An 11,820-nucleotide genomic window follows, 5' to 3' on the forward strand; every position below is an offset into this window, starting at 1 on the left:
GCAAATGGCATGGCATGGGCAATAGGATGCCAAGATGGTAGGGTGCGTCTTAGCATCCTATTGCCCAGGCTTGACGAAATCGGTTTCGTTGAGATTTAGTATACGTATGGGAATCCATTTGCAAAGCGAAATAGAAGAAATTAGGTGAACGTTCACCTAATTGCAACAACTTATCGGTCAAAAGCCGAATCCCGGCCCTACCCCTCAAACATCGCCGTGGGATGGGGGATGCGATAGTATTACGTGGAGTTATTCGACAAACCGTGGGCTTCATTCGAGGGCTTTATGGAACAGCACCAGCATTATCAGAGCCTGCAAGATCAGGCATACAACGCATTGCGCTCCAAGATCATCTATGCCGAGCTCAAGCCTGGCACGCGCCTTTCGGCGATTGGTCTGGAAAAGGAGACGGGAATCGGGCGCACGCCCATTCGCGAGTCCTTTGTGCGTCTGCGTGAACAGGAGCTGGTGGAAACGCGTCCCAAAAGCGGCACCTATGTCTCAAAAATCAGCATGGAGCGCGCTGAGAACGCCTGTTTCTTGCGCGAGAAACTCGAGAGAAGCGTGCTCATTAAATGCTGCTCTGCCGCCACGCCCGAGCAAAAGTATCGGCTCGAGCAGATTCTTGCCGAGTCCGAGTCGCTCGATCATCGTGAAACGCGTCGCTTTTTCGATCTGGACAACCTGTTCCATGAGACATGTTTTGAGATTGCCGGCCGCCACATGTTGTGGGATTGGATGAAGAGCGTCAACACGCATTTTGAGCGATACAACTGGTTGCGTATGGTGTCGCAGGATCTGGATTGGGAGCCGATTCGTCGGCAGCATCGCCGGATTCTCGAGGCCATTAAAAAGGGCGATACCGACACGGCGAGCTACCTGGCAGAGACGCACCTGCATCTGATGCCCGAGGAGCAGGGCCCGGTTATCGTCTTGCATCCCGACTATTTCGAGCTGTCCAAAGACTCGGCCATCTAACTCGTTCCCTACATTAGTTGCGGTGAAATAGGGACTGTTTTGCGGCTTTGACGACGTAGGCAGTCCGTATTTCACCGCAAGTGCGGGGGTGCAATCGGGGCATGAAAAGGCTGCGGCGCCGCTTGGAGGAAAAGACCGGAAGCAAGGGTCCATTCCTCCAGACGGCGCCGCAGCTGTTTTGGTGGACTGGATTATGTTGAGTCGGTTGATTGACCGGGAAAGCAAAGCGGCTTGGGGGCGTGTCGCTTCCGTCACGTTCTATCAGCATACAAGACGGTTTCGGTTCTTGTTCGTGACGGAAACGGCGCGCTTCCGAGCCGCTTTAAAAGAAAGGGGGCGAGGTCTAGGACACGCCTCCTTTCACGATAGAGAGCTAAACCTAGCCGCGGACCTTCTTGACGACGTCCATGGCCTCGCGGGCAATCTGCTCGACCTTGGAGAGGTCGCCGTCGGCGAACAGGGCGGGCTTGACCATCCAGGTGCCACCGCAGGCGATGATGGCGGAGGAGCTCAGGTACTCCTCGACGTTGGCAGTGTTCACGCCGCCGGTGGGCATAAAGCGATGGCCGACAAACGGAGCAGCGAGGGCCTTGATGGTGTTGAGGCCGCCATACTGAGCCGCGGGGAAGAATTTGGTGACCTTGAGGCCCAGATTCTCGGCAGCAGTGACCTCGGAGGGGGTCACGGTGCCGGGAAGGACGGGCAGGTCGATGTCGATGCAGTGCTTCACGACGTCCTCGTTGTAACCCGGCGAGACGATGAACTTGGCACCGGCGGTGCGGGCCTGCTCAACCTGCTCGACGGTCAGGACAGTGCCGGCGCCGACGCACATCTCGGGTTCGGCCTCGGCCATAGCGGCGATGCACTCGGCGGCGCAGGCAGTGCGGAAGGTGACCTCGGCGGACTTCATGCCGGCTGCCATAAGGGCATGGGCGAGCGGTGCGGCGTCCTCGACCTTGTCGAGCACGACGACCGGCACGATGCCCAGGGATTCAAGCGTGGTGTAGAACTGATCGAACATAGTGTTCCTTTCGATGTGAGGCGCGCACGGGCGCGTGATTGCCAAAGAAGATTGGCCATGAGCCGGTTCCGGATTGGTTATCGGAGGCACTGCTTGGGTCACAAGCAATTTCGGAACCGGCTACGAGGCCAGTCGTGAAGGAATGCCAGACAAAACCGGAATGGGACTAAGTGGTTCTACCTGGCCGGAGGAATCGGGGAGCGGGCTGCAGAGGTATGGGTATAAAAAGCTGCGGCCCGCGGAATGGGGACGGCTTAGCGCGCGACGCGGGTGCCACCGTCGGCGGCGGATGCCACGGCTGCGATCTCGTCTGCGGTCACCAGGTTGGAATCGCCCTTGATGGTGAGCTTGAGGATCGAGGCGGCGATGGCGAAGTTGACGGCGTCCTGCGGGGCAAAGTCGTTGATGAGGGCATGGACGAGGCCGGCATTGAAAGCGTCGCCGGCGGCAACGCCCTCGAGCACGTGCACGTCGTGAGCAGGGGAGAACCAGTGCTCGCCGCTCTCGGCGTCAAAGAGCATGCCCATCCAAATGGAGCGCTCGACGCAGGAGATGTTGCGGACGACCGAGGCGACCTTCTTGCAACCGTACTCGGCGCAGATCTGACGGGCCATCTCGACGTAGGTGTCGCGCTCCTCGATGCCGTGGGCAAGGGAGCCGGAGACGCAGGTCATACCGAGGCCGGCAGGAGCGTCCTCGTCGTTGGCAATGCAGATGTCAACGAGCGGCAGGAGTTCCTTCATGGTGGCCTGCGACTTCTCGGGCGACCACATCTTGCCGCGATAGTTCACGTCGCAAACGGTGGTGATGCCCTTGGCGCGGCAGGCGGTGAGGGCATCCTTGCAGGCGGCGGCCATCTCGTCGGAGACGGCGGGCGTCACGCCGGAGAAGTAGAAGACATCGACACCCTTGAGGATCTCGTCCCAGTCAAAGACGTCGCGCTTGGCCATGTTGATGGCAGAGTACTTGCGGTCGTAGACGCAGCCGTTGCCGCGCTGCGAGGCGCCGACCTCAAACACATAGGAACCAAGACGGTCGCCCTGGCGCACGACGCGCGAGGTATCGACGTCGTAGACCTTCAGCGAACGCAGGGCGCACTCGCCCAGACGGTTGGCCGGGACAACGGAGACGTAAGCTGCCTTGTCACCCTGGTAGGCCAGGGAAAGCGCGGTGTTGGCTTCGGCGCCGCCGTAGCGGACATCAAACTCGGTCGCCTGCTCAATGCGCAGATGGTCTTTGGGCGAGAGCCTCATCATGATCTCGCCGAAGGTAAGAACCGTTTTACCCATGGTCGCGCAGCTCCTTCTTACTCGTGCGTACACCTTTGATATGGCGTTGGCACGGAGGTGCCAAGACGGTAGGGTACATCTTTGCACCTCCGTGCCAACGCTTGCCGAAATCGGTTTACGAAATCGGTTTCGTTTCGAGTTGTAGTATACTCACCTACAGCGTTTTGCAAGCGAGATTTTTAAAAAAATGCCTAAAATGGCTCAGACTGCCGACAATTGGGAAACGGGGTGCGCTATGGCGCAGATGAGAATCAAGGACATTGCCGCCGAGGCGGGCGTGAGCCCGGCCACGGTCTCGCGCTATCTCAACAACCGTCCCGGGCAGATGACCGAGGAAACCCGCGCTCGCATCGCGGCGGTTATCGAGCGCACCGGCTATCGTCCACGTGCCGCCGCGCGCAATCTGCGCAGCTCGCGCACCAACCTCATCGGCGTGATCTTGGCCGACATTGCTAACCCGTTCTCCAGCGCCATGCTCGAAGGGCTTTCCGCTAGTGCCGCCGCGCGCGGCTGCTCGCTTATGACTGCCATTAGCGGCAATGATTCCGCCAAGGAAGCAGAGTCGCTCACCAGACTTATCGATGCCGGTGTGGACGGCCTGGTCGTCAACACCTGTGGCGGCAACGACAAGGCGATTGCCGCGGCTGCGGGACGCCTGCCCGTCGTGCTGCTCGACCGCGATGTTGCCGACGGTGGCATCGATCTGGTGACCTCCAACAACCGTGAGCTGGTCGCCGGCCTGGTAGACGCCTTGGCCTCTGCGGGCAGCGAGCGCCTGTGCCTGCTCACCGAGGCAAGCGACGACAGCCCTGTGCGTCGCGAGCGTGCCGAGGCCTTTGCCGACGAGCTTTCGCGCCGCGGTCTTGCGGGCGAGGTCGTCACCTTGGCCGACGGTGGTGTCGAGGGCGTCAGTCACCTGGACGAGACCATCCGCGAGTATGCGGGAAAAAAGCTCGGCCTCATTGCCGTCAACGGTCTGGTCTTTCTGCGTCTGACCGAGGCACTGGCACAGTTGGGACCCTCGTTGCCGGCTGGCCTCAAGATTGCGACGTTTGACGACTATCCCTGGAACCACGTGCTCTTTGGCGGTGTGACCACGGCCGCGCAAGACACCCTTACCATTGCCGAGCGCGTAGTCGAGCGCCTGTCCGAGCGCATCGACATCGTTACCACTACGGTGGGCGATGCCGCAAAGCTCGCCCCCAAGCGCATCGAGATCCCCGGCCACATCGAACACCGCGCTTCGACCTCGCGCTAGTCTCTTGGCCTCACGGCCTGTTCGCACACGTTTTTTGGGCGCTTGATACGCTTTAACCCTGCGGAAACATTTTTCTGCGATAGTATCTGCGATATAGATCAGTCGAAACCCGCCCGAAAGAAAGGGGAGCGACATGAACCAGCAGAACATCGATTACGTACTCCGCTCTGTAGAGCAGCGTGACATCCGCTTTGTGCGTCTGTGGTTTGTCGACATTCTCGGCCGCCTCAAGAACTTTGCCATTAGCCCCGAGGACCTCGAGGTCGCTTTTGAGGAGGGTATTGGCTTTGACGGCTCCGCCATCGAGGGCTTTGCCACGCCCGAGGAAGCCGACATGCTGGCGTTCCCCGATGCTTCGACCTTCCAGATACTGCCGTGGCGCCCGAGCCACAACGGCGTCGCCCGCGTGTTCTGCGATGTGTGCACTCCCGATCGCAAGCCGTTTGCCGGCGACCCGCGCGATGCCCTGCGCCGCATGTTCCGCAAGGCCGAGAAGGCTGGCTATCTGCTCAACGTGGGTGCCGAGCTGGAGTATTACTACTTCCCCGACGAGCACACCCCCGAGCCGCTCGACAACGTGGGCTACTTCGATCTTTCGGTGAGCGATGCCGCCCGCGACCTGCGTCGCAACACGGTCCTCACGCTCGAGAAGATGTCCGTGCCCGTGGAGTACACCTTCCACGCCGCCGGCCGCTCGCAGCACGGCATGAGCTTGCGCCATGCCGAGGCCCTGAGTATGTCCGACGCCATCACTACGGCCAAACTCATCATTAAGCAGCAGGCCTACGAGAGCGGTTGCCACGCCTCCTTTATGCCCAAGCCGTTGGCGGGCGAGGACGGCAGTGCCATGTTCCTGTGCCAGTCGCTATTCGACCACGACGGCAACAACGTGTTTTGGGGCGAGGACGACGAGAAGTACCATCTCTCCGACGTCGCCAAGCACTATATGGCTGGCATCCTGGCGCATGCCCGCGAGATCAGCGCCATCACCAACCCCACGGTCAACTCGTACAAGCGCATCACGACGGGCGGCGACTCCGTGCCACAGTACGCCACGTGGGGCCTGCGCAACCGCGCGAGTATGGTCCGCATTCCGGTCTACAAGCCCGGCAAGCAGCTGTCCACGCGCATCGAGCTTCGCAGCCCCGACCCCATGGCCAATCCGTACCTGGTCAACGCCGTCACGCTGGCGGCTGGTCTGGACGGCATCGAGCGCAAGCTGGAGCTCCCGCCCGAGGCAACGGCCGAGACGCTCAAGCTTACCGACCGTCAGATGGTCGAGGCCGGCTACGCGCCGCTGCCGCGCTCGCTCAAAGAGGCGCTCGACGTGTTTGAGGACTCGCAGTTTATGAAGGATGCCCTCGGCGAGCACATCCACAGCTTCTTCCTCAAAAAGAAGCGCGACGAGTGGCATAAGTTTGAGTCTACGATCACCGAGTGGGAGATCAAGCACTACCTGGCGAACTCCTAATCGCGCTGGCTTGTTCCAGTACGATTGAGCTCATTTCTTTGGAGGCCGATATGTCCGAAAAGAGTGCCCTGTTCATGGCGCGCACGACGCGCTTCCACGAGTTTGCCCGCAGCTTGACGACTACCCTGGGTGTCGAGGTGAGCCTGGCAACCCCCGATTCGCCAACTGCGGCGCACGACTTTGACCTGCTGATTCTCGATTCAGATGGCATCCGCAGCGACCGCATCGATCAGATTGCCAAGTGGCTTGACGATCGTGGTGGCGTCCCCATGTTGGTGATCGTTGACGACGAGGCACTCGGTACCTTGCGCCTGCCCAATCACGCGCATACCGACTTTGTATGCCCCACGGCGACACCCAACGAGCTCAAGGCTCGCGCGCAGCGCCTGATGGGCGAGGAGGAGACCGTTACCGCCGACGATGTACTCAATATCGATAACCTCGAGATTAACCTGGCTACCTACCAGGTGACACTCGATAACGAGCCCATCGACCTGACGCTGATGGAGTACTCGCTGCTGAGCTTTTTGGCGACGCACCCCAACCGCGCCTACAGCCGCGAGGTGCTGCTGCACCGCGTGTGGGGCTTTGAGTACTGCGGCGGCACGCGCACCGTCGACGTGCACATTCGACGCATCCGCTCCAAGGTGGGCCCGCAGATCGCGGCGCACATCACCACCGTCCGCGGCGTGGGCTATCTGTTTAAGGACTAGATTTCCACCACAAAGGGGACAGGCACCTTTGTGGTGGTTTTGACGCAGGTGCGGGTCCCTCTCGAATCTGCAACAGAACTTAAGCCTTCCTAAAAGATTGCGTTCTCGTACACGCACGCCCGCATATTGGGGTACAACTCAACGTGAACAATGATGGCCCGCCACATGTTTGGCGGGCCTTTGGTTATTTGACGAAAGGATCGCAGCTATGAGCGAGAACGATTCCCAGCGTCCCCAGGATGCGGGCAACGCCGGCGAGACCCAGCAGCAGCCGCGTGTGCAGGTGGAGTCGACGCCTGCCGACAGCAACATTCCCTACGTGCAGGCCTACGACACGCAGACCGGAAAGCCGCTGGGCAGCCAGCAGGTTGTAAACAAGCACACAGTGGTCAAGACCAAGACCAAAAAGCTGCCGATCTTTATTACGGCGCTCGCCGGTTGTGCCTGCGGCGCCCTGCTAGTCATTGCGCTCATCATGAGTGGCACGCTCAACATTGGCGGCGGCAAGAACGCCGTGACGGCGGGTGCTTCGGGTTCGTCGACGCAAAAGATTACGATTGATTCCGAGGACACCACGCTGGCCGAGGCCGTTTCTGCCAAGGCCCTGCCCTCCGTGGTTTCCATCACCGCCACTTCGAGCGGCAGCCAGAATGGCTCGCTTTCGCAGTCTGCCGACGAGTCGGACAACTCGGGCAGCGTCGGTTCGGGCGTGGTGCTCGATACCGAGGGTCACATCCTTACCAACAACCACGTGGTCGATGGCTATGACCAGTACGTGGTGACCATGGACGACGGCACTACCTACGAGGCCGAGTTCGTGGGCAACGACGCCTCGAGCGACCTGGCCGTCATCAAGCTCAAGGACGCCGACGCCTCCAAGCTCACGCCGATCGAGATCGGTGACTCCTCCAAGCTCAACGTGGGCGAGTGGGTCATGGCGATCGGCTCGCCGTTCGGCAACGAGCAGTCTGTCTCCACGGGTATCGTGTCGGCGCTGTATCGCTCCACGGCCATGAGCTCTACCAACGGTAACACCATCTATGCCAACATGATCCAGACCGATGCCGCCATCAACCCGGGCAACTCCGGTGGCGCGCTCGTTAACGACAACGGCGAGCTGGTGGGTATCAACTCGCTCATCGAGAGCTACTCGGGCTCCAGCTCGGGCGTGGGCTTTGCTATTCCCGTTAACTACGCCAAGAACATTGCCGACCAGATCATCGACGGCAAGACGCCGGTGCATCCGTACATGGGCGCTACGCTTTCGAGCGTCAATGCGCTCAACGCCCGCACCAACAAGCTGAGCACCGATAGCGGCGCGTACGTGGCGAGCGTCGTTGAGGATGGTCCTGCTGCCAAGGCCGGCATTCAGGAGGGCGACGTCATCACCAAGCTGGGCGACGACGAGATCACGAGCGCCGATGGCCTGATCATCGCACTGCGCAGCCACGAGGTGGGCGAGAAGGTCGAGATCACGCTCATGCGCGGCAAGGAAGAGAAGAAGGTCACCGTCGAGCTGGGCTCCGACGAGGAGCTGCAGAACCAGCAGCAGGACGACAGCGCGACCGACACCGGCAACGGCGGTATTACCGACGAGCAGCTGCGCCAGTATCTGGAGGAGCTGCTGGGCCAACAGGGCCAAGGCCAAGGCTATGGCCAGGGTTTCTAACGAACCGTATTGCACATATCGAAGCCAGAGGGGACTGTCCCGCCAACGCGGGACAGTCCCTCTTTTCTTATTGATCCGTTGGGGACGGGGAAACGGATCATTTAGAAATGGCAAGGGCATGAGTTGATCGCGCGATCCGCCCCGGTCCGGCCGCTGCCGATTCGGTGCGGTTCGAAAGGGTTATTCGGCGCCATGGTGACCGGTGGTACTCTAGTATCCGTTTGAAATCGAGCGAAGGAGTGCCGCTATGGAGCAATCGAGCCTGTTTGGTGACGGTGTGGACATCGATACCGAAACGCCCGCGAGCGCGGATGCCGCTGCACCGGCCGACGCCCGTGCCCAGGCGGCAGCGCGCGCGGCCGAGCTGCGCCATGAGCTCGATTACCACGCCTATCGCTACTACATGCTCGACGCGCCCGAGATCACGGACGCCGCCTTCGACAAAATGCTCGTTGAGCTCCAGCAGATCGAGGCGGCCTATCCCGACCTGGTGACGCCCGACAGCTATACCCAGCGTGTGGGCGGATACGTGAGCGAGCAATTTACGCCGGTCACGCATATGGCGCGCATGTATTCCATGGACGATGCCATGGACCTGGACGAACTTGACGCGTGGCTCCAGCGCACCGAGGATGCGCTCGGCGCCGGTAGCGTCACCTATACCTGCGAGCTCAAGATCGACGGCTTGGGCGTCGCGCTTACCTACCAAAACGGCACCTTCGTACGCGCCGCCACGCGCGGCGATGGCACCACGGGCGAGGACGTGTCGCTCAACGTCCGTACCATCAAGGACGTGCCCATGCACCTGTCCGAGCCGGCGCTCGCCCACATGGGCGCCGATCGCGAGCGTACCATCGAAGTGCGTGGTGAGGTCTACATGCCCAAGGGCAGCTTTGTCCGTCTAAACGAAGAGGCCGATGCCGAGGGCCGCGACCCCTTTGCCAACCCGCGCAACGCTGCTGCAGGATCCCTGCGCCAAAAGGACCCCAAGGTCACGGCGCGCCGCGACCTGGCCACCTTTATCTATGCCATCGCCGATACCGATCCGCTGCACGTCCACAGCCAGCGCGAGTTTCTCGACTGGCTGCGTAGCGCCGGCTTCAGCGTCAACCCCAACGTGGCTCGTTGCGCCACGCCGTCCGAGGTCCACGAGTTCTGTGCCCAGGCGCTCGAGCACCGCGGCGACCTGGATTACGACATCGACGGCGTGGTCGTAAAGGTCGACAGCTTCCAGCAGCAGCTCGACCTGGGCTTTACCGCTCGTGCACCGCGCTGGGCCATCGCCTTTAAGTTCCCGCCCGAGGAAAAGCAGACCGTCCTGCGCGAAATTCGCATTCAGGTGGGCCGCACCGGTGTGCTCACGCCGGTCGCCGAGTTCGACCCGGTGACGGTCGCCGGCTCCACCATCGCGCGCGCCACGCTGCACAACATCGATGAGATCCGCCGCAAAAACGTGCGCGAGGGCGACACCATCATCGTGCACAAGGCGGGCGACGTGATCCCCGAGGTCGTGGGTCCCGTGCTCGACAAGCGCCCGGTCGACAGCGTTGACTGGCAGATGCCCGAGGTCTGCCCCGTGTGCGGTAGCCCCGTGGTCCACGAGGACGGTGAGGTGGCCTACCGCTGCGTGTCCATCGACTGCCCCGCACAGCTCAAGGAGCGCCTGCTCCACTGGGTGAGCCGCGGCTGCATGGACGTCGACGGCCTGGGCGACGAGATCGTCGACAAGATGATCGCCGCTGGTCTTATCCACGATGTCGCGGACTTCTACCAGCTCACGGTCGACGATATCGCCGGCCTGGACACAGGGCGCACCTATGCCAGCTCCAACAGCAAAAAGGGCGTCAAGAAGGGCGACCCCATTCCGGTGGGCCTCAAGACGGCCGAGAAAATCATCGCCGAGCTCAACAAGTCCAAGAGCCAGCCACTCGGTCGCGTGCTGTTTGCCCTGGGTATCCGCCATGTGGGCAAGAGTGTGGGCGAGGTCATCGCCGAGCGATTCCTGTCGATCGACAAGCTCATCTTGGCGAGCGAAGAGGATATCGCCGAGTGCGAGGGCATCGGTCCCAAGATTGCGGCGAGCGTCAAGCAGTTCCTGGCCGTGCCCGAGAACCTCGCCGTGCTGGAACGTCTGCGCCAAGCGGGCCTTTCGCTCGAGGTCGACTTGGGCGCCGCTCATGCGCAAGCCGCGGCCGAAGCTGACGTGGCGGGCGAGCTCGCCGACGCACAGCCGCTTGCGGGTCTGACCTTCGTGCTCACGGGCACGCTCGTCAACCGCACACGCGACGAGGCGGGCGCGGCGCTCAAGGTGCTCGGCGCCAAGGTCTCGGGCAGTGTTTCAAAGAAGACGAGCTATCTGGTCGCCGGCCCCAAAGCGGGCTCCAAGCTCACCAAGGCCGAGCAGCTGGGCGTGCCTGTATTGGATGAGGACGCACTCGAGCAGATTTTGGCTACTGGCGAGGTGCCTGAGGCGTAAGGCATCGATAGCCAAATTGAAGAACCGCCCGGAAGCACGATGCCTTCCGGGCGGTTCTTACTTTGCTGGGGCAACCGGCACCGTGATCTGCGTTACGTAGGTTGCCGGGTCGTCGCTGATGATGTCATCGATAAGGGCGATCTCGCGCGAAGGCCCGGTGGGCGCCAGGTTGTGCTCGCGCATATAGCCGAGCAGCTGCTTATAGCGCGGGGCTGCTTGCCCGTGCGTGCCGCGGAAGCTTATGGTCAGGCAGCGCGCGGCAGGTCGCGTCTCAACGTCGCCCAAGTAATCATCGGTGTCATCGAGCAGCAGGAAGACCTCGTCGTAGCCATCAAAGTCGCCGGCGGCGAGGCGTTCGGGCGCGATGCCCACACCCAGATTGCCCAGATAGGCAAAGGTTTCGTGCTGCCCCTGCTGAAGCTGGCGGATATGCCATCCCAGCGAATAGGCGTCGGTGGGATTGACGCGCTCGTGCAGCGTGGCGCAGCGAAGTTCGGGTTCCTCGATTTCGCTAATGGTGTCGAGATCAGCATTCAAAGCGCCATGAAGCAAGGCAAGCCGCTGGTCAATCTTGCGCGACATGCGCTCCAACTCACGCCGCCTGTGCTCAATTAACTCCTGTTGCTTGGTCAGTTGCCGTTGTATCAAATCCATATCGCGCGTAGTGACAAACTCGCGAATCTGCGCCAGCGGCAAGTCGAGAACGCGCAGGTTGCCGATGGTGTTGAGGGTGGAGAGCTGCCGCGATCCGTAGTAGCGGTACCCACTTGCCGGATCGACATATGCCGGCTCCAACAGCCCCATCTGCTCGTAATGACGCAGTGTGCCCACGCTTAAATTGAGCAGGCGCGCCACCTCGCCAATGCGGAGCAGGCCCTCGGTGTGTTCACTTGGCATGTCGGTCACAGGACCGCTCCTTTCGGTAAAAACAGGGGAGAGGCGCTA

General features: G+C 61.4%; 9 protein-coding genes. 6 read left to right on the top strand and 3 right to left on the bottom strand.

Going from position 1 to position 11,820, the window contains the following annotated elements:
* Positions 1-285: 285 nt before the first annotated feature.
* Positions 286-978 carry a GntR family transcriptional regulator gene (locus tag DW003_RS03460; RefSeq protein ID WP_118387550.1) on the top strand — a complete coding sequence of 231 codons (693 nt, stop codon included), beginning with the start codon at positions 286-288 and terminating at the stop codon, positions 976-978.
* 379 nt (positions 979-1,357) lie between these two features.
* Here DW003_RS03460 and eda read toward each other — a convergent pair whose 3' ends face one another.
* Positions 1,358-1,999, bottom strand: coding sequence for a bifunctional 4-hydroxy-2-oxoglutarate aldolase/2-dehydro-3-deoxy-phosphogluconate aldolase (gene eda / locus DW003_RS03465; protein ID WP_117758206.1), 642 nt, complete (start codon positions 1,997-1,999; stop codon positions 1,358-1,360).
* Between the two features lie 254 nt (positions 2,000-2,253).
* Positions 2,254-3,288: a sugar kinase gene (locus DW003_RS03470; RefSeq protein ID WP_118387552.1), complete on the bottom strand. Its 1,035-nt coding sequence runs from the start codon at positions 3,286-3,288 to the stop codon at positions 2,254-2,256.
* 235 nt (positions 3,289-3,523) lie between these two features.
* Here DW003_RS03470 and DW003_RS03475 point away from each other — a divergent pair, with 235 nt between their 5' ends.
* The 5 genes from DW003_RS03475 (at position 3,524) to ligA (ending at position 10,875) form a co-directional block, all read left to right on the top strand.
* A complete protein-coding gene (locus DW003_RS03475; RefSeq protein ID WP_158573178.1) occupies positions 3,524-4,546 on the top strand; it encodes a LacI family DNA-binding transcriptional regulator in 1,023 nt (340 codons plus the stop codon).
* Between the two features lie 133 nt (positions 4,547-4,679).
* Complete coding sequence (locus DW003_RS03480; protein WP_117634197.1) at positions 4,680-6,017, top strand: glutamine synthetase family protein; 1,338 nt, start codon at positions 4,680-4,682, stop codon at positions 6,015-6,017.
* 50 nt (positions 6,018-6,067) lie between these two features.
* Positions 6,068-6,730 carry a response regulator transcription factor gene (locus DW003_RS03485; protein ID WP_118226216.1) on the top strand — a complete coding sequence of 221 codons (663 nt, stop codon included), beginning with the start codon at positions 6,068-6,070 and terminating at the stop codon, positions 6,728-6,730.
* A gap of 208 nt (positions 6,731-6,938) precedes the next feature.
* A complete protein-coding gene (locus DW003_RS03490; protein ID WP_118387556.1) occupies positions 6,939-8,399 on the top strand; it encodes a S1C family serine protease in 1,461 nt (486 codons plus the stop codon).
* A gap of 247 nt (positions 8,400-8,646) precedes the next feature.
* Positions 8,647-10,875 carry an NAD-dependent DNA ligase LigA gene (gene ligA / locus DW003_RS03495; protein ID WP_118387557.1) on the top strand — a complete coding sequence of 743 codons (2,229 nt, stop codon included), beginning with the start codon at positions 8,647-8,649 and terminating at the stop codon, positions 10,873-10,875.
* A 57-nt stretch (positions 10,876-10,932) separates the two neighbouring features.
* Here the strand turns inward: ligA and DW003_RS03500 are convergent, their stop codons facing one another.
* Positions 10,933-11,772, bottom strand: a complete 840-nt coding sequence (locus tag DW003_RS03500) for a MerR family transcriptional regulator (RefSeq protein WP_070097163.1) — start codon at positions 11,770-11,772, stop codon at positions 10,933-10,935.
* Between the last annotated feature and the right edge of the window lie 48 nt (positions 11,773-11,820).

Origin of the sequence: Collinsella sp. AF36-3AT (assembly GCF_003475205.1) — a bacterium.
Taxonomy (GTDB): Bacteria; Actinomycetota; Coriobacteriia; order Coriobacteriales; family Coriobacteriaceae; genus Collinsella; species Collinsella aerofaciens_AF.